The organism is Streptomyces gilvosporeus (genome assembly GCF_002082195.1).
Lineage (GTDB): Bacteria > Actinomycetota > Actinomycetes > Streptomycetales > Streptomycetaceae > Streptomyces > Streptomyces gilvosporeus.
On the sequence record NZ_CP020569.1, the window covers coordinates 4,491,525 to 4,508,842 of the forward strand.

A 17,318-nucleotide genomic window follows, 5' to 3' on the forward strand; every position below is an offset into this window, starting at 1 on the left:
ACGCGAACCGGCCGCCCCGGACCCAGCCGGGGCGGCCTTCGCATGCCCGCTCCCGTGGCGGCGCCTAACGCTCCGCGTCCGCCCGTCCGGGATCGGCGGCGGCCTGCACGAGGTTGTGCTCCAGGCGTTCCAGGGTGTGCAGAGCCGCGGTGCTCTCGTCGGCGGAGAGACCCGCCGTCGAGAGGTCCTCCAGCCGGGTCCAGACCTGCTCGACCTCGCGGCGCAGGGCATGGCTGGCCGTCGTGGGCTCGACGATCGTGGCGCGCTTGTCGGTGGGCGAGGGGCGGCGGCGGACGAAGCCGGCCTGTTCCAGGCGCTGGACGGTGCGGGTCATGGTGGCGGCGTCGGAGTCCATCAGCCGCACCAGGTCGGTCTGCCGCTGGGGGCCGAGTTCCCACAGGTGCATCATGACCAGCTCCTGGCCCGGATGCAGGCCGATGCGGCGCAGCAGCTGTCCCGCGAGCATGCGGTGCAGTCGGGCCAGGCGGAAGATCGCGTGGCTGACCGGCCCGCCGCCGGCCGCCGCGGGCACCGGGACGGTGGCCTCCTGCCCCGTCACCGCGGAAGCCTTCCCGGCCTTCGGTGTGGACTGCGACATCTCTTCCTCACTTTCCTGCCCGATCAACTTCACCCTACCTCCTGGTAGGCGCCCCCATGGGCCATCTGAACTTCGGCGAGAACATGGCCAGGTGGCAGCGCGTGACGTGCTTCACATCCGACCGCGGGAAGGGATGCAGAGGGTTTACCTGTTCGGACAAGTGATTTACTTGTTCGGACAGGCATTCACCGGTGCGGACGGCGCGGACAACAGCGTGCGCGCCGCAGCGCACCCCGCATCCCGAGGAGAAGACCATGACCACTGCATTCGATCCGATCGTCCTGGGTGGCAAGCACCTGGCGAACCGCGTCGTGATGGCGCCGATGACCCGCAGCCGTGCCTTCGGGCCCGGCGCCGAGCCGACGGAGCTGATGGCGACGTACTACGCGCAGCGTGGCGGTGCCGGACTGATCGTCACCGAGGGCATCCAGCCCTCACCGGTCGGCCAGGGCTACCCCGACACCCCCGGCCTGCACACGCCCGGACAGGTACGGGCATGGCGGACGGTGACCGACGCGGTGCACCGCGAGGGCGGCGTGATCTTCGCGCAGCTGATGCACACCGGCCGGATCGGCCACCCCAGCCTGCTGCCGGAGGGCCTGGTGCCGACGGCCCCGTCGGCGGTGGCCGCCAAGGGCCAGGTCTACACCCATGACGGGCCGCTGGACTACGTGACGCCGAAGGAGCTGACCGAGGCGGAGATCCGGCAGACGATCGCCGACTTCGCCGCCGCGGCCCGTAACGCGATCGAGGCCGGATTCGACGGCGTGGAGCTCCACGGCGCCAACGGCTATCTGATCCACCAGTTCCTCGCCCCCAACGCCAACCGGCGCACCGACGCCTGGGGCGGCACCACCGAGGGCCGGATCCGCTTCGCCGTCGAGGTCGCCGACGCCGTGGCCGACGCCATCGGCGGGCACCGGGTGGGCTTCCGCATCTCCCCCGGCAACCCCTACAACGACATCGCCGAGGAGAACCTCGACGAGGTCTACCCGGCCCTGGTGGAGCGGCTGGCACCGATGGACCTGGCCTACCTCCACCTGATGGAAGGTCCGGACCGGGAGCTGACCCGGCAGCTGCGCAAGGCGTGGCCGTCGGCGTTCGTGCTGAACCCGTTCACCCACCCCCAGCACACGGCCCCGGACGCCGTCGCGCTCGTCGAGGAGGGGCTGGCGGACCTGGTCGCCTTCGGCGGGCTGTTCCTGGCCAACCCCGACCTGCCGCGCCGCCTGGCCCTGGGCGGACCGTTCAACACCCCCGACCCCGCCACCTACTACGGCGGCGACCACCGCGGCTACACCGACTACCCGACCCTGGACTAGGGCGCTTCTGACGGCCCTTCACGGCCGAGCCGTCCCTCAGGACCGCGCAGGCGCGTGATCGACGGTGGTGAGCCACTGGGCGACGACGGTGTCGAGGAACTCGTCGGTGGCTTCCGCCCGGTCGAAGAAGAGCCGGACGAGGAGGGGTCCGTAGAGCAGGGCGTACTGCTCGCCGGTGATCTGCAGGCCGGACGGCGCCAGCAGCGTGTTCAGTGCGGCGAGTCGGTCCTCCACGATCCCGGCCATGGCCTGGGCGCTGTCGGGGTCGTGGTCGGCTTCGGCGGCGATGGCCAGTGCGGCGGTGCGGGTGGCGGGGACGGTGAGGCCGGCGCGCAGGCTGACCAGCCAGGCCGTGGCGACGGCGCGGACGTCGGTGCCGGGCTCGGGGTAGCCGACGTCGGGGCCTTGCAGCGTGACGTCGGTGAGCAGGGCCGCGCGGTGGGGCCAGTGCCGGTACAGGGTCTGCCGGGTGACGCCGGCCCGTTCGGCCAGGAGGGCGGTGGTCAGCCCGGTCAGGCCGACCTCGGGCAGCAGCTCGCGGGCGACGGCCAGGATGCGGGCGCGGGTCCGCTGGACCCGGGGGTTGTCCGGGTTGGGCTGACGGCGGTGGACGGGCGGCTTGGACGGCATGGCGCCCATCCTACCCAGAAATCACACACCAAGTGTGACATGCATTACCGCGCCTCGACTTCGCGTTTCACACGAGCTGTGTGATACACCGGAAGAGCAATCACACGAACTGAGTGATTTAAGTGTTTCCCGCCTCCCCCCTCCTGGAGTTCCCGATGTCCACCGCGATCACCTACTCCCGCTACGGCGGCCCGGACGTGCTCACCCTGGCCGAGGTCGACACCCCCGAGCCGGGCCCCGGCCAGGTCCGGATCAAGGTCCGGGCGGTCAGCGTCAACCCGATCGACCTGAAGATCCGTTCCGGGATGATGGACGGCGTCTTCCCGGCCGAATTCCCGGTGCTGCCGGGCTGGGACGTGGCCGGCATCGTCGACAAGGCCGGTGCGGGCGCCACCGCCTCGGTGGGCGACGAGGTCTTCGGCGTCGCCTCCGTCGGCGGCTACAGCGAGTACGCCCTGCTGGACCGGCCGGTCGCCAAGCCGAAGGAGGTCTCCTTCGACGCTGCCGCCGCCATGGTGACCGTGGGCGAGACCGCCTACCGCAGCCTGCACCACCTCGGCATCGAGGAGGGCGACACCCTGCTGATCCACGGCGCGGGCGGCAGCGTCGGCACCATCGCCGTCCAGCTCGCCGTCTCCCGGGGCATCACCGTGATCGGCACCGCCGCCGAGCACGACACCGAGCGACTCACGAAGCTCGGCGCCACCGCCGTGACGTACGGCACGGGCTGGGCGGAGCGGGTCAGGGCCGCCGCCCCGCAGGGCGTGGACCGCGTCTTCGACGCGTCCGGCGCGGGCGTACTGCCGGACTCGATCGCTCTGACCGGCGACGCGGCCCGGGTGCTCACCATCGCCGACATGGCCGCCGCGCAGCACGGGGTGCGTTTCTCCGGCGCCGACCCGACCGACCGGTTCCCCCAGGCCCTGCCGCAGCTGGCGGAGCTGATCGCCGGCGGCGAGCTCGTCGTCCCCATCGGGGGATGGTACCCGCTCGCCGAGGCCGCCCGGGCCCACGCCGATATCGAGGCCCGCCGCACCCGGGGCAAGGTCATCCTCACGCCCTGACCACCGGACCGCCGTCGCACCCGTTCCCCGCGCCTCATGCGGGGTGGGTGAGACGGCTCCACCGGACCGCCGTCGCCCCCGTTCCCCGCGCCTCATGCGGGGTGGGTGAGACGGCTCCACCGGGCGCCGGAACCCCCGGCCGGCCGCCCCGGGGCCGCAGCCGGACCCTCCCCCGTCCGGCCGCGGCCCCACCCGGAAGTCCGCCGTTACGCATGCCCGTACCGGCACGCCACGAGACGGAAAGCCGAAACCGATGGCACGCGCCCCGCTCCCCGCGCTGACGGCGGATGCGGACCTGGCCGCCGCGTTCGCGGTGCTGGGCCAGAAGTGGAACGGGATCATCCTGCACACCCTGGCCGCCCGCCCGGCCCGTTACGGCGAACTGCACGCGGCCATCGGCTCCATCAGCACCAAGGTGCTCAGCGACCGGCTGCGCGAACTGGTCGACGCGGGCCTGGTCACCCACGCCCGGCTCCCGCCCGGCCCCGCCGCCTACGCCCTCACCGGCGACGGCCGGGCGCTCCTGCCCGCGCTGGAGCAGATACGCGCCTGGCAACGACAGCGCCGACCGCCCACCGCATCCCCCCACCCGAATTGATCACCACACTCACGAAGGAATGATCCACCGATGTCCGCACACACCCTCCCCGAAGCGACCTTCGCCCGCACCGTTCTCGGCTCCGGCCCCGGCCTCGCCCTCGCCCACGGCGCCGGCAGCAGCACCGCCGGCACCTACGGCCCGATCCTGGAAAACCTGGCTGCCCACCGCACCGTCGTCGGCATCGACTACCCCGGCAGCGGCGACACCCCCCGCTCCACCACACCGCTCCAGCTCGACGACCTGGCCGACCAACTCGTCGCCGCCGCCGTCGCCGAGGGCCTGGACACCTTCGCCCTCCACGGCTACTCCCTCGGCGGCCCCGTCGCCATCCGCGCCGCCGCCCGCCACCCCGAGCGCGTCACCGCCCTCGTGCTGACCGCGACCTTCCCCCACCGCGACCACCGCCTCGCCCTCGCCCTCCCGGTCTGGCGCAAGCTCGCCGAGTCGGGCGACCGTGAACTGCTGGCCCAGTTCATGACGATGATGGCCCTGGGCGCCGACGCTCTGGAGTCGATGCCGGACGAGCAGCTCCAGCAGATCGTCGGCTTCACCGCCGCCGGCGTCGAAGGCGGCACCCCCGAGCACGCCGAGCTGGGCCTCCGTGCCGATGTCCGCGACGACCTGGCCCGCATCAAGGCGCCCACCCTGGTCATCTCCACCACCCAGGACTGGTTCACCTCCACCCGCCTGCACCGCCGGCTCGCCGACGGCATCCCCGGCGCCGAGCTCGTGGAGATCCCCACCGGCCACCTGCCCATGGTCGAACGCCCCGAGGAATGGCAGAAGCTCATCACCGACTTCCTCGCCCAGCACCACCAGGGCGCCTGAGCGCTGCCGCCGCACTGACGGCATCCGCCCGGTCGGGCCGTTGGCCCGGCCGGGCCTCTCGTCCGTGCCGGCCCGAGTGAAACGGCCGCCCGTCACCTCAGAGACCCCGGGCGCCCGAAGACGTCGTCCTGAACCTGATCACCCTCCAGGACCACCCGTACCAGAAGGCGTTCTACGACACCTGGACGCTCCTCTCCTACCTGGCCCGCCCGGACGCGGACCCTCACCCTCGTCCCCGCCGTCGCCAGCCTGCCCCTGCGGCCTCCGGCCATGCTGGCCAAGGCCGCCGCCAGCCTTGACGTCCTCACCTCCGGCCGCCTCCAACTGGGCCTCGGCGCAGGAGCGTTCTGGGAGGCGGTCGAAGCCATGGGCGAACCGCACCGCACCAAGCGGGAGGCCGTCGACGCCCTCGACGAGGCGATCACCGTCATCCGCGGCATGTGGAGCACCGAACGCTCCCTGCGCTTCACCGGCCGGCACTACCGCGTCGCGGGCGTCCGTCCCGGACCGCGGCCGAGCCCCGGCATGGGCGGTCGTCCCCCTCGTCCGCGAGGCCCTCCCCGCCCCGGCGCACTGACCGAACAACGCAGCGCCCCCGCCGAACCAAGCCGGCGAGGGCGCTGCGGAGCAGGTCACAGGGGATATCCCCGACCTTCTGCGGTGGGCCATCAGGGGCTCGAACCCTGAACCAATGGATTAAAAGTCCACTGCTCTGCCAATTGAGCTAATGGCCCGCACCGAGCAGCATAGCCGGAGGATGCACCGCATCCCGAAGGCATAAGCCGTTGAGGGTCGCGATGAGCCACGAAAGGCGCCACCGGAGGGCTGCCGGAGAGGTTTCCGAGGGGCCGGAAGCGGTCCGGCGCCGGGAGTTTCCCCGGCCCAACGGGCAGGGCCCGTACGGCACTTGGTGTGCCGTACGGGCCCTGGTGAGATGCGGTGGATCAGCCGTTGCGCTTCCAGCGCGGCTTGTCCTCGCGGCGGCCGAAGGCCGGGGTGCCGGAGCCGCGGTGGTCGTCGCGACGGCCGTAGGGGCGGTCGCCGCCGGAGCGGAAGCCGCCGCCGGAGGGACGGCCGCCGGAGCGGTCGTCGCGGTTGAACGGGCGGTCGCCGCCGCCGGAGCGGTAGCCGGCGGGGCGGCCAGCGGCGCGGTCATCGCGGTGGAAGGAGCGGTTCGGGCGGTCGCCGCCGGAGCGGAAGCCGCCACCGGAGCGGTCGTCGCGACGGTCGAAGGAACGCCCACCGCGGTCGTCACGACGCTCGAAGCCACGGCCGCCGCGGTCACCGCCACGGTCGTCCCGCCGGTCGTCACGGCGGTCGAAGGAACGGCCGCCCCGGTCGTCACGACGGTCGAAGGAGCGCCCGCCACGGTCGTCACGACGCTCGAAGGAACGGCCACCGCGGTCACCGCCACGGTCGTCCCGCCGGTCGAAGGAACGCCCGCCACGGTCGTCACGACGCTCGAAGCCACGGCCACCGCGGTCATCACGACGGTCACGGCCAAAACCGCCCCGGTCGCCACCGCGGTCGTCCCGGCGCTCGCGGCGCTCGAAGTTGCCCCGGTCGTCGCGGCGTTCGTACGAGCGGCGCGGCGCCTCGTCCGACGTCGCCTGGGCCGGGATGGCGGCCTCCGCGGCCTCGGTGGCCTCGGCCGCCTCCGCGGCGCTGGCGGCGAGCGCCTCGGCCGGGTCCTCGCCGCGCTCGCGGGCGGCGCGGGCGGTCAGCCGGTCGGCCTCCTCGCGCATCTCGGTGGCGCGGCGCTGGAGCCGCTCCAGCTCACGGGTGAGCTCGGCCACCTCGCGCTCGGCCTGCTTGGCGGAGTTGTTGGCGGACTCGGCCTGGACCTCGGTGAGCGAACGGGCGCCGGTGATCCGGGCGACGTCCTCGTCGAAGGTGCCGGAGCCGACGATGTGGCGCGAGGCGTCCACACCGGCGTCCTCCATCAGCCGGAAGATCTGGCGGCGCTGGTGCGGCAGCGAGAGGGAGACGACCGTGCCGGACTGGCCGGCGCGGGCGGTACGGCCCGAGCGGTGCAGGTAGTCCTTGTGGTCGCCGGCCGGGTCGACGTTCAGGACCAGGTCGATGCCGTCGACGTGGATACCGCGGGCGGCGACGTCGGTGGCGACCAGCGCGTTGACGTAGCCGTCCTTGAAGTCGGCCAGCACGCGGGTGCGCGCGCCCTGGGTCATACCGCCGTGCAGCGCGTCCGCCTTCACACCGGCCTCGACGAGTTGCTCGGCGATGCGGTCGGCGCCCAGCTGGGTGCGGACGAAGATGATGGTGCGGCCCTTGCGGGCGGCGATGGCGGCGGTGACCGGCGCCTTGTCCTTCGGCTTCACGACCAGGACGTGGTGGGTCATGGTGGTGACGTTGCCCTGGGCGCTGTCGACCTCGTGGCTGACGGGGTTGGTCAGGTAGCGCTTGACCAGCGTGGAGATCTCGTTCTCCATCGTGGCCGAGAACAGCATCCGCTGACCGCCGTCCGGCACCTGGTCGAGCAGCTCGGTGACCTCGGGCAGGAAGCCCAGGTCGGACATCTGGTCGGCCTCGTCGAGGACCGCGACCCGGACGTCCGCCAGGGAGCAGGCACCGCGGTTGATGATGTCGCGCAGACGGCCCGGGGTGGCGACGAGGATGTCGACGCCGCGCTCCAGCGCGTAGATCTGGTTGCCCATCGACGTACCGCCGCAGACGACCTTCATCTTCAGGCCGAGGACGTCGCCGTAGGGCTGGAGGGCGTCCGCGACCTGCATCGCGAGCTCACGGGTCGGGGTGAGGATGACCGCGCGAGGCTTCTTCTTCTCGGTGTGGCCGCCGGCGAGCTGCGCCAGGGTCGGCAGACCGAAGGAGAGGGTCTTGCCGGAGCCGGTGCGGCCGCGGCCGAGGATGTCCTTGCCGGCCAGGGCGTCCGGGATGGTCGCGGCCTGGATCGGGAAGGGGGTGGTGACGCCGTTCTGCGCGAGCTTGCGGACGACGCCCTCGGGCAGTCCGAGGTCGGCGAAGGTCACGGTGGGCTCGGCGGCCTCGTCCGGGGTGGTCTCGGCGACCTCGGGGGCCACCTGCTCCGCGTGCTCGTCGGCTGCGGGCAGGACGGACTGCTCAGGGGAAATGGACATGCGAAATGCGAAACCTTCCGGAGTCTCGGCACGCGCCCAAACTCCGTGTGTTTCACACGACCGCCTCTATGCGGTCAGCCACGGCAAGGGAGAGAACGCGCCACGCGGCGCGCTTCTGTTCTGGCGCCGGGCAAATGGGATCAAACGATCTACCACCATACGCACCCTGACCCCCGGAAGGCAAATGCCCTCCCGGTCGGCCCGGATCCCCTCACCGTACGCGCCTCTCCTACGCCCCCGAGCAGACCCCCTAGGCGTCGGGCCACTCACCCGGCTCGACCTGCGTGAACATCGGCTGGGACGCCGGCGCCGGCTCGGACCGGGAGACCGACGCGGACGGCGACTGCCCCGCGGCCTGGGAGCTCGGCTGCGACGGACCGCTGGGCACGGGGGTGGGCTCGGCGGTGGGGGTGGCCGGGGCCGATGAGGGGGACGCGGAGGACGGCTGCCCGGAGCGGGTGGGCGCCGGGTCGCCGGAGCCGCCCCCGGGCGGGCGGGTGTGTCCGCGGGCCTCGCTGGGCAGCGGGCCGGACGGCTGCGCCGGCTGCGGGGGCGCGCTGCTGGAGGGCGCCGAGGACGCCGCATCCGCCGAGGAATCGTCCGCGCCCGCCGTGCCGCCCGCCGGCCGCCGCCCGTGGCCGTGCACCCGGTGCCGCGGGCCGTCGCCGCGCTCGTCCGCCGTCAGCCCGCCGGGGCGGGGCGGGGCGTCCTTGCCGTCGCCGTGCCTCGCGGCGCTGCCGGCCGGCTGCTTCGGCGGGTCCGGGTCGCTGACGCTCATGCAGCCGGCCAGCGAGGCGGCCAGGGCCGAGACGGTCAGCGCGGCGGCGGCGACCCGGGCCAGCGGACGGCCGGACGGCGGCACCGGGGACGGCGACGGGGACGCCTCACCGGCAGGACGGCCAAAAGCCGTCGAAGGACGGCCGGAAGGGACGGGGCCGGACGGCAGCGGGGACGACGGGAGGGGGGACGAATGACCTGACGCGATGGGGCGCACGGGCTGGGACCTCCGGATCCGGAGCGCAGGGACGGCGGTACGGACGGTCTGCCCAACTCCCGCCGCCCTCCCGAGGACACGCGCACCGGCCGATCCGGTCAGCCGTAGCCCAGCGCGTGCAGCCGCTCGTCGTCGATCCCGAAGTGATGGGCCACCTCGTGAACGACCGTCACTTCCGTCTCGGCGACCACATCTTCGCGCGAGTCGCACATCCGGAGCGTCGGCCCCCGGTAGATCGTGATCCGGTCCGGCAGCACGCCCGCGTACCACTCCCCGCGGTCGGTCAGCGGCGTCCCCTCGTAGAGCCCGAGCAGCCCGGGATCGGCGGCCGGGGGCTCGTCCTCGACGAAGACCGCCACGTTGTCCATCAGCCGGGTCAGCTCCGGCGGGATCCGGTCCAGAGCCTCGGCGACCAGTTCCTCGAACTCCTCGCGCGTCATTTCCAGCACCCCACCATTCTCCCTCGTATCGCCGCCCTCGTACGCCCCGCGGACACACTCGCGGCACGCCCGCACGCCCCTCAACCGGAGCCGTCCGCTCCCCGATTGATGACCGCCGCATGTGGGGCATAAGGGGCCGCACGTACGGGCATACGGGCCCAATGGACCGCGCAGCGCGCTCCCGGACACCGACCGCCGCCGACTGCCGTACGCCCCTGATGGCCGACGTCCTGCACCCGCCGCGCCCCTGGGCGCGCGCCCTCGGCCTGATAGCCGTCACCCTCCTGGGCGCCTGGCTGGGCCTCCTGGTCCTCGGCACCGCCCACACCCCCGTCGGCCCGATGGACACCAGCATGACGCTGCGCCCCTCGCTCACCGGCGGCACCCGGATCGCCGTCGCACCGCTGGGCGACCTGGAACTCAGCAGCCACTACGCGCCCCTGCGCCTCGATGTCGACGTCGACCGGCTGGACCCGGTGCGCTCCCAGGCGCTGATCGCCCACCCCGAGCGGTTCTCCGGACTCCAGGCCGAGGTCACCCGCGATGTCACCCGCGGCGCCGCCGGTCTGGTCCTGCACTCCTGCGCCGCGGTGACCTGCGGCGCCGCCGCGCTGAGCCTGGCCGTCCATCGCCGCCCGCGCCGCGCCCTGGCCGCCGCCGGCCTCGCCCTCGCCCTGCTCGCCGCCTCGGCGGGGACCGCCTACGCCACCTGGAACCCCAAATCCGTCCTGGAGCCGAAATTCTCCGGGCTGCTCTCCTCGGCCCCCTCCGTCGTCGGCAGCGCCCGCAGCATCGTCACCGACTTCCACGTCTACCAGGAGGAGTTGGCGCGCCTGGTCACCAACGTCACCAAGCTCTACGACGCTGCCTCGACGCTGCCCGTCTACCGGCCCGACCCCAGCACCATCCGGGTCCTGCACGTCTCCGACATCCATCTCAACCCGGCCGCCTGGCGGATCATCGCCTCCCTGGTCACCCAGTACCGCATCGACGTCATCGTCGACACGGGCGACACCATGGACCACGGCTACGCCGCCGAGAACCACTTCCTCGACCCGGTCTCCACCCTGGGCGCGCCCTACGTCTGGGTCCGCGGCAACCACGACTCGCACACCACGCAGACCTACCTGGCCCACCGCCGCCACGTCACCGTCCTCGACAACGGCCGGGTCACCCGGGTGGCCGGACTGCGGATCGCGGGCGTCGGGGATCCGCAGTTCACCCCGGACCGGTCGGTGGTGGCGGCCGGCGACCCGGCGGAGCGCACGGCCGGCGGGCGACTGGCCGATGCGCTGCGCACCGCGCGGCTGGCCGGAAAGCCGGTCGATATCGCGCTGGCCCACAATCCCGTCGCCGTCTCCGAGGCCGACGGCCTGGCCCCGCTGGCGCTGGCCGGACATCTCCACCACCGGGTCATCACCACGCTCCCCCAGGGCACCCGGCTGATGGTCGAGGGCTCGACGGGCGGCGGCGGGCTGCGCGCCATGCAGAACACGACGCCCGCACCGGTGCAGGCGTCGGTGCTCTATCTGGACCGCAGGACCAGACGGCTCCAGGCCTGGGACGAGATCACCCTCGGCGGTCTGGGCCTGTCCCGCGCCGAGGTCAGCCGCCACCTCCCCCACGACAACCGGCCGGGCGCCCCACCCACGCCGCGCCCGGCCGGCGCCCCTTCCGCAACCCCAGGTCACCGCCCCAGGTAAACCGTTTTGGCGAACGGTCCTCCCATCCCATATGCTTCTCACGTCCCCGACGGCGCCGGTAACGACGCCAAGGTGGCCACCAGCCCTCATCGTCTAGTGGCCCAGGACGCCGCCCTTTCAAGGCGGTAGCACGGGTTCGAATCCCGTTGGGGGCACGCATCACCGTGTGTGAGAATGGTTCAGGCCGCTTTCGCACAATGCAAGGTCCTGTGGAGCAGTTTGGAGTGCTCGCCACCCTGTCAAGGTGGAGGCCGCGGGTTCAAATCCCGTCAGGACCGCTGCGGCTGGGTAGCTCAGTTGGTACGAGCGATCGCCTGAAAAGCGATAGGTCGCCGGTTCGACCCCGGCCCCAGCCACACCCTTTGGACGAAGGCCCCGGTTCCTGGAACCGGGGCCTTCGTCGTATGTGCGGCGCCGTTCCGTGGCGTCGTCTGCGCGGTCAGGCCCGCTCGCCGACGGCCTCGCCGGTGCTTCCGCCGCCCGGTTCCCAGAAGATCAGCCGGGCGCCGCCGCCGATCGCCACCACGCCCACCAGGTGCAGCGCGCCGCGCAGCAGCGCCATCGTGCCCGCCCAGCCGTGCGGCGCACCGAAGGTGAGCCAGCATTCGAGGGCGAGGGCGGCGGCCGTCACGCCGATCCCGGCAATCCGTCGTAATCCGTTGGTCATGCGCTCATTGTCCGCACCCGTACGCGCGAGAGCCACGGCATTTCCGCGGACCGCAACGATCAGGGCCCCGGCGCCGCAACCGTCTCCCGCCCACCCGGATGGCGGTGCCGCCACACCCAGAAGACCGTGCAGGAGAGCACCGCCCAGCCGGCCAGCACCAGATAGGGGAAGAGGTGCTGGCGGCCGCCGAAGTAGACGGCGGTGTGCTGGGCGTTGACGGAGGCTCCGGGCGGCAGCCAGCGGCCGATGTGACCGAGGGCGGAGGGCAGCAGCGGCCAGGAGACCGCGCCGCCCGAGGACGGGTTGCCCAGCAGGACCATCAGGCCCCAGGTGGGGAGCATCGCCCAGCGGCCCATCAGGGTGTTGAACATCGAGAAGACCATGCCCGAGGTGAACATCGTCAGCGCCAGGATCAGCCAGGACTGGACGAACGGCAGCCGCAGCGCGCCCAGCCACCAGTCGACCACCGCGGCGATGGCGAAACCACCGAGCAGGGAGTAGCAGGCGGTGAAGGCGATGCGTTCGGCCGGGTTGAGGGCGCGGGCGTGCACGCTGAGCTGGATCGCGCCGACGAAACCGACGATCACCGCGGCGAGCGAGATGTAGAAGAGGGCAAGGCCCCGGGGGTCGCCCTTCTGGAGGGGCCGTACGTCGCGGATACGGACGTCCACGTGGGCCGCCGCGGCGACCTTGGCCCCGGCCTCGGCCAGCAGCTGGGCCACCGACGCACCCGCCGCACCGGCCACGTCCAGTTCGACACCACGCCCCCGGGGTCGCACGATGGCGAATTCCCGCTGGTCCTCGACGGCCTGCGCCGCCGCGGCCGGGGTGCCGTACCGGGTGAGCCGGAGGGTGCCGTGCAGGGCCTTCTCCATACCCGCGAGGAAGGCGCGCTCCATGGGGTTGTCCCGGAGGCCGACCACGGCCGTGGGGATGTGCCGCGGCGTCGGATTGGCCATGACGTAGGTGTACGAGCCGGCGAACAGCCCGGCGGCCGCGGCGACGATGAGGACCAGGACCACGGCGGGGAGGAACGGCGACGCGTTGGCCGCCGCCCACCGCTCCTGCCCGGTGGGCGGCCGTCCCCGGGCGCCGTGCGCGGCCCGGCCGCCGCCCTCGTCGGGCTGCTCCGCCATGGGCACCACGCTAGGACAGCAGATCGGAACATACCCGTACAGATCACCCGACCGCGTGCGATGGTGCGGCGGCCGTCCGCAAATGGTTCGCCACGCGATTCGGCGAGGTGAGATCCTGGGGGACGTATGTCCAGTCAGCCTGCCTCCGCCCTGCCCGACGGCGCCGCTCCCGCCCTGCCCTCCTTGATGGAGCGGCTTCCCGAGCTGATGCTGCGCGACCAGCAGCGGCTGGGGCGCCGACTCGACGGTGCGCGCCGCATCCGTAAGCCCGAGGCCCGCGCGGCCGTCCTGGCCGAGATCGCGGCCGGTATCGACGAGGCCGAGCTGCGCATAGCCGAGCGGCGCGCCGCGGTCCCGGAGATCACGTATCCGGACGAGCTGCCGGTCAGCCAGAAGAGGGACGAGATCCTCCAGGCGATACGCGACCACCAGGTCGTGATCGTCGCCGGCGAGACGGGCTCCGGCAAGACGACGCAGATCCCCAAGATCTGCATGGAGCTGGGCCGCGGCGTACGGGGCCTGATCGGGCACACCCAGCCGCGCCGGATCGCGGCCCGGACGGTCGCCGAGCGGGTGGCCCAGGAGCTGCGGACCCCGCTGGGCGAGGCGGTCGGCTGGAAGGTCCGCTTCACCGACCAGGTCGGCGGCGACACCCTGGTCAAGCTGATGACGGACGGCATTCTGCTCGCCGAGATCCAGACGGACCGCGAGCTGCGCCAGTACGACACGATCATCATCGACGAGGCCCACGAGCGCAGCCTCAACATCGACTTCATCCTCGGCTATCTGGCGCAGCTGCTGCCCAGGCGGCCGGATCTCAAGGTCGTCATCACCTCCGCGACCATCGACCCGGAGCGGTTCTCCCGGCATTTCGGCGAAGCGCCGATCGTCGAGGTCTCGGGCCGTACGTATCCGGTGGAGGTGCGCTACCGCCCCCTGCTGGAGAAGGGCGGCGGCGACCCGGACCGCGACCAGATCACCGCGATCTGCGATGCGGTGGACGAGCTCCAGGCCGAGGGGCCGGGCGACGTCCTGGTCTTCCTCTCCGGTGAGCGGGAGATCCGCGACACCGCGGATGCGCTGATAAAGAAGAACCTCCCGCAGACGGAGGTGCTGCCGCTCTACGCCCGGCTGTCGCACGCCGAGCAGCACCGCGTCTTCCAGCGGCACAGCGGCCGGCGGATCGTGCTGGCCACCAACGTCGCCGAGACCTCGCTGACCGTCCCGGGCATCAAGTACGTCATCGACCCGGGCATGGCCCGTATCTCGCGCTACAGCTTCCGCACCAAGGTCCAGCGGCTGCCCATCGAGCCGATCTCCCAGGCCAGCGCCAATCAGCGCAAGGGTCGCTGCGGCCGGACCAGCGACGGCATCTGCATCCGGCTGTATTCCGAGGACGATTTCCTCACCCGGCCGGAATTCACCGATGCGGAGATCCTCCGGACGAACCTGGCCTCCGTCATTTTGCAGATGACCGCGGCCGGCCTGGGCGATATCGAGAAATTCCCGTTCATCGATCCGCCGGACCGCCGCAACATCAAGGACGGCATCGACCTGCTGAGCGAGCTGGGCGCGCTCGATACGCAGCAGAAGGACCCCAAGAGGCGGCTCACCCCCATCGGGCGCAAGCTGTCCCAGCTCCCGGTGGACCCGCGGCTGGCGCGGATGGTGCTGGAGGCGGACCGCAACGGCTGCGTGCGCGAGGTCATGGTCATCGCGGCGGCGCTGTCCATCCAGGACCCCCGCGAGCGGCCCTCGGACAAACAGCAGCAGGCCGATCAGCAGCACGCCCGTTTCAAGGACGAGACCAGCGACTTCCTGGCCTTCCTCAATCTGTGGCGGTATGTCCGCGAACAGCAGAAGACGCTCTCCTCCTCCGCCTTCCGCCGCATGTGCCGCTCGGAGTTCCTCAACTATCTCCGGATACGCGAGTGGCAGGACATCTACTCGCAGCTGCGGACGGTCGCCAAGTCCATGGGCATTCACCTCAGCGAGGAGGAGGCCGCCCCGGACCGTATTCACGGCGCCTTGCTTTCCGGTTTGCTGTCGCATATCGGACTGAAGGACACGGACGCCAAGAACGAATACCTGGGCGCCCGCAGCGCCAAGTTCGCGGTCTTCCCCGGCTCGGCGCTCTTCAAGAAGCCGCCGCGCTGGGTGATGTCCGCGGAGCTGGTGGAAACCTCCCGGCTGTGGGCGCGGGTGAATGCGAAGATCGAGCCCGAATGGGTCGAGCCGCTCGCCCAGCACCTGGTCAAGCGCACATACAGCGAGCCGCACTGGGAACAGAAGATGGCCGCGGTGATGGCGTACGAGCGGGTCACGCTCTACGGCGTCCCGCTCGTCGCCCAGCGGAAGGTCGCCTACGGAAAGATCGATCCGGAGACCTCGCGCGATCTGTTCATCCGCAATGCCCTGGTGGAGGGGGACTGGCGCACCCACCACCAGTTCTTCCATGACAACCGCAAACTGCTCGGCGAGGTCGAGGAGTTGGAGCACCGCGCCCGGCGCCGCGACATCCTCGTGGACGACGAGACGCTCTTCGACTTCTACGACCGGCGCATCCCCGACGATGTGGTCTCCGGCGCGCACTTCGACTCCTGGTGGAAGAAGAAGCGGCAGGACGAGCCGGAGCTGCTGAACTTCGAGCACTCGATGCTCATCAACGAATCCGCCGAGGCCGTCACCAAGGACGACTATCCGGATTCCTGGCGCCAGGGAAAGCTGAAGTTCAAGGTCACCTATCAGTTCGAACCGGGCGCGGACGCGGACGGTGTGACGGTCCATATCCCCCTCCAAGTCCTCAACCAGGTCTCCTCGGAGGGTTTCGACTGGCAGATCCCGGGCCTGCGCGAGCAATTGGTGACGGAGCTGATCCGTTCGCTGCCCAAGCCGATCCGCCGCAATTACGTACCGGCCCCGAATTTCGCGGCCCGGTTCCTGGACTCCACGGTGCCGTTGCAGGGTTCGCTGACCTCGTCCCTGGCCGCCGGGCTCCAGCGGATGGTGGGGGTGCCCGTCGAGGCCGCGGACTTCGACACCGCCAAGGTCCCCGACCATTTGAAGATCACCTTCCGGGTGGTCGACGAACGGCGCCGCAAGCTGGCCGAGGCCAAGGACCTCGAGGCGCTGCGGCTCCAGCTCAAGCCCAAGACCCGCGCGGCCATCTCCAAGGCCTTCGAGCAGGCCGCCGAGCGCCCCGCCAAGGACCGCAGGGGCGCCAAGGACGACGGGGCGGCGGCGCTGGCCGGGCTGGAGCAGCGCACGGGCCTGACGTCCTGGAGCATCGGCGCGCTGCCGCGCACCTTCGAGACCCGGCGCGCGGGCCAGCCGCTGAAGGCGTACCCGGCGCTGGTCGACGAGGGCGCCTCCGTCGCCGTACGGCTCTTCGACACCGAGGACGAGCAGCTCCAGGCGATGTGGGCCGGCACCCGACGCCTCATCCTGCTCAACATCCCCTCCAACCCCGCCAAGTTCGCGCAGGGCAAGCTGAGCAACCAGCAGAAGCTGGCGCTCTCGCGTAATCCGCACGGCTCGATCGCGGCGCTCTTCGAGGACTGTGTGACGGCCGCCGCGGACCGGCTGATCGCGGCGCGTGGCGGCCCGGCGTGGGACGAGGAGTCCTTCCGCAAGCTCTTCGACGCGGTGCGGGCCGATCTGGTGGACGCGACCCTGAAGACCGTCCAGCAGGTCCAGCAGGTGCTGGCCGCCTGGCAGGCGTGCGAGCGGCGGCTGAAGGACACCACCTTCCCCTCGCTGCTGCCGTCGCTGACGGACGTCAAGGAGCAGCTGGCGGCGCTGATCAAGCCGGACTTCGTGACCGCGCACGGCGCCAAGCGGCTGCCGGACCTGATGCGCTATCTGGTGGCCGTCGACCGCCGCCTGCAACAGCTGCCCACCAACGCCGAGCGGGACCGCACCCGGATGGCCAAGGTGAAGGAGATGCAGGACGAATACGCCTGGCTGCTGGAGCAGTTCCCCCAGGGGCGCCCGGTGCCGGCCGCGGCCCGCGAGATCCGCTGGATGATCGAGGAGCTGCGGGTGAGCTACTTCGCGCACGCCCTGGGGACGGCGTATCCGGTCTCGGACAAGCGCATCGTGAAGGCCGTGGACGCCGCGGTGCCCCGCTGAGGGGCGGCCACCGGTATCGAGTTCGACCGCACCCCCTGACCTGCTGTACAGTCTTGCTTCGCAGCCCGCCGCAAGCGGAAAGCGAAAC

General features: G+C 71.8%; 14 protein-coding genes and 4 tRNA genes. 10 read left to right on the forward strand and 8 right to left on the reverse strand.

Features of this window, described 5'->3' with window-relative positions; translation table 11 throughout:
- Positions 1-64 precede the first annotated feature (64 nt).
- The gene (locus B1H19_RS19900; protein WP_083109756.1) at positions 65-598 is read right to left on the reverse strand and encodes a MarR family winged helix-turn-helix transcriptional regulator; all 534 of its coding nucleotides are present in this window, start codon (positions 596-598) and stop codon (positions 65-67) included.
- 254 nt (positions 599-852) lie between these two features.
- Here B1H19_RS19900 and B1H19_RS19905 point away from each other — a divergent pair, with 254 nt between their 5' ends.
- Positions 853-1,920 carry an alkene reductase gene (locus B1H19_RS19905; protein WP_083105999.1) on the forward strand — a complete coding sequence of 356 codons (1,068 nt, stop codon included), beginning with the start codon at positions 853-855 and terminating at the stop codon, positions 1,918-1,920.
- Between the two features lie 36 nt (positions 1,921-1,956).
- Here the strand turns inward: B1H19_RS19905 and B1H19_RS40470 are convergent, their stop codons facing one another.
- Positions 1,957-2,550, reverse strand: a complete 594-nt coding sequence (locus tag B1H19_RS40470) for a TetR/AcrR family transcriptional regulator (RefSeq protein ID WP_083106000.1) — start codon at positions 2,548-2,550, stop codon at positions 1,957-1,959.
- A gap of 155 nt (positions 2,551-2,705) precedes the next feature.
- Between B1H19_RS40470 and B1H19_RS19915 the strand changes: the two genes are divergently transcribed.
- From B1H19_RS19915 to B1H19_RS19930, 4 genes are all read left to right on the forward strand, one after another.
- Positions 2,706-3,614 carry an NADP-dependent oxidoreductase gene (locus B1H19_RS19915; RefSeq protein ID WP_083106001.1) on the forward strand — a complete coding sequence of 303 codons (909 nt, stop codon included), beginning with the start codon at positions 2,706-2,708 and terminating at the stop codon, positions 3,612-3,614.
- A 253-nt stretch (positions 3,615-3,867) separates the two neighbouring features.
- Positions 3,868-4,212 (forward strand): winged helix-turn-helix transcriptional regulator, encoded by a 345-nt coding sequence (locus tag B1H19_RS19920; protein WP_083106002.1) that lies wholly within the window; start codon positions 3,868-3,870, stop codon positions 4,210-4,212.
- A 30-nt stretch (positions 4,213-4,242) separates the two neighbouring features.
- Positions 4,243-5,043: an alpha/beta fold hydrolase gene (locus B1H19_RS19925; RefSeq protein ID WP_083106003.1), complete on the forward strand. Its 801-nt coding sequence runs from the start codon at positions 4,243-4,245 to the stop codon at positions 5,041-5,043.
- Positions 5,044-5,298: 255 nt separating this feature from the next.
- Positions 5,299-5,730: an LLM class flavin-dependent oxidoreductase gene (locus B1H19_RS19930; RefSeq protein WP_237289853.1), complete on the forward strand. Its 432-nt coding sequence runs from the start codon at positions 5,299-5,301 to the stop codon at positions 5,728-5,730.
- Here B1H19_RS19930 and B1H19_RS19935 read toward each other — a convergent pair.
- From B1H19_RS19935 to B1H19_RS19955, 4 genes are all read right to left on the reverse strand, one after another.
- Positions 5,705-5,777 (reverse strand) — tRNA-Lys (locus tag B1H19_RS19935). The two genes, B1H19_RS19930 and B1H19_RS19935, sit on opposite strands and share 26 nt — an antisense overlap.
- 210 nt (positions 5,778-5,987) lie before the next feature.
- Positions 5,988-8,159, reverse strand: coding sequence for a DEAD/DEAH box helicase (locus B1H19_RS19940; protein WP_083106004.1), 2,172 nt, complete (start codon positions 8,157-8,159; stop codon positions 5,988-5,990).
- A gap of 250 nt (positions 8,160-8,409) precedes the next feature.
- Positions 8,410-9,021 (reverse strand): hypothetical protein, encoded by a 612-nt coding sequence (locus B1H19_RS19945; protein ID WP_203237185.1) that lies wholly within the window; start codon positions 9,019-9,021, stop codon positions 8,410-8,412.
- Between the two features lie 230 nt (positions 9,022-9,251).
- Entirely contained in the window at positions 9,252-9,602 is a 351-nt protein-coding gene (locus B1H19_RS19955; protein ID WP_203237186.1) for a metallopeptidase family protein, read from the reverse strand.
- Between the two features lie 152 nt (positions 9,603-9,754).
- Here B1H19_RS19955 and B1H19_RS19960 point away from each other — a divergent pair, with 152 nt between their 5' ends.
- The 4 genes from B1H19_RS19960 (at position 9,755) to B1H19_RS19975 (ending at position 11,652) form a co-directional block, all read left to right on the forward strand.
- The gene (locus tag B1H19_RS19960; protein WP_083106006.1) at positions 9,755-11,296 is read left to right on the forward strand and encodes a metallophosphoesterase family protein; all 1,542 of its coding nucleotides are present in this window, start codon (positions 9,755-9,757) and stop codon (positions 11,294-11,296) included.
- An 82-nt stretch (positions 11,297-11,378) separates the two neighbouring features.
- Positions 11,379-11,451, forward strand: a tRNA-Glu gene (locus tag B1H19_RS19965).
- Between the two features lie 48 nt (positions 11,452-11,499).
- A tRNA-Asp gene (locus B1H19_RS19970) sits at positions 11,500-11,574 on the forward strand.
- 4 nt (positions 11,575-11,578) lie between these two features.
- Positions 11,579-11,652, forward strand: a tRNA-Phe gene (locus tag B1H19_RS19975).
- A gap of 83 nt (positions 11,653-11,735) precedes the next feature.
- On the opposite strand, the gene B1H19_RS19980 is transcribed toward B1H19_RS19975, so the two are convergent.
- Both B1H19_RS19980 and B1H19_RS19985 read right to left on the reverse strand, forming a co-directional pair.
- Positions 11,736-11,963, reverse strand: coding sequence for a hypothetical protein (locus tag B1H19_RS19980; RefSeq protein ID WP_107426063.1), 228 nt, complete (start codon positions 11,961-11,963; stop codon positions 11,736-11,738).
- A gap of 59 nt (positions 11,964-12,022) precedes the next feature.
- Positions 12,023-13,099 carry an ABC-2 transporter permease gene (locus B1H19_RS19985; protein WP_083106007.1) on the reverse strand — a complete coding sequence of 359 codons (1,077 nt, stop codon included), beginning with the start codon at positions 13,097-13,099 and terminating at the stop codon, positions 12,023-12,025.
- 126 nt (positions 13,100-13,225) lie between these two features.
- Between B1H19_RS19985 and hrpA the strand changes: the two genes are divergently transcribed.
- Entirely contained in the window at positions 13,226-17,230 is a 4,005-nt protein-coding gene (hrpA, locus tag B1H19_RS19990) for an ATP-dependent RNA helicase HrpA (RefSeq protein WP_083106008.1), read from the forward strand.
- Positions 17,231-17,318 lie beyond the last annotated feature (88 nt).

Bases quoted from the DNA above. Each gene is read 5' to 3' on its own strand.
- B1H19_RS19900 (WP_083109756.1), bottom strand. From the start codon at position 598: ATGTCGCAGTCCACACCGAAGGCCGGGAAGGCTTCCGCGGTGACGGGG.
- B1H19_RS19905 (WP_083105999.1), top strand. From the start codon at position 853: ATGACCACTGCATTCGATCCGATCGTCCTGGGTGGCAAGCACCTGGCG.
- B1H19_RS40470 (WP_083106000.1), bottom strand. From the start codon at position 2,550: ATGCCGTCCAAGCCGCCCGTCCACCGCCGTCAGCCCAACCCGGACAAC.
- B1H19_RS19915 (WP_083106001.1), top strand. From the start codon at position 2,706: ATGTCCACCGCGATCACCTACTCCCGCTACGGCGGCCCGGACGTGCTC.
- B1H19_RS19920 (WP_083106002.1), top strand. From the start codon at position 3,868: ATGGCACGCGCCCCGCTCCCCGCGCTGACGGCGGATGCGGACCTGGCC.
- B1H19_RS19925 (WP_083106003.1), top strand. From the start codon at position 4,243: ATGTCCGCACACACCCTCCCCGAAGCGACCTTCGCCCGCACCGTTCTC.
- B1H19_RS19940 (WP_083106004.1), bottom strand. From the start codon at position 8,159: ATGTCCATTTCCCCTGAGCAGTCCGTCCTGCCCGCAGCCGACGAGCAC.
- B1H19_RS19960 (WP_083106006.1), top strand. From the start codon at position 9,755: ATGGACCGCGCAGCGCGCTCCCGGACACCGACCGCCGCCGACTGCCGT.
- B1H19_RS19980 (WP_107426063.1), bottom strand. From the start codon at position 11,963: ATGACCAACGGATTACGACGGATTGCCGGGATCGGCGTGACGGCCGCC.
- B1H19_RS19985 (WP_083106007.1), bottom strand. From the start codon at position 13,099: ATGGCGGAGCAGCCCGACGAGGGCGGCGGCCGGGCCGCGCACGGCGCC.
- hrpA (WP_083106008.1), top strand. From the start codon at position 13,226: ATGTCCAGTCAGCCTGCCTCCGCCCTGCCCGACGGCGCCGCTCCCGCC.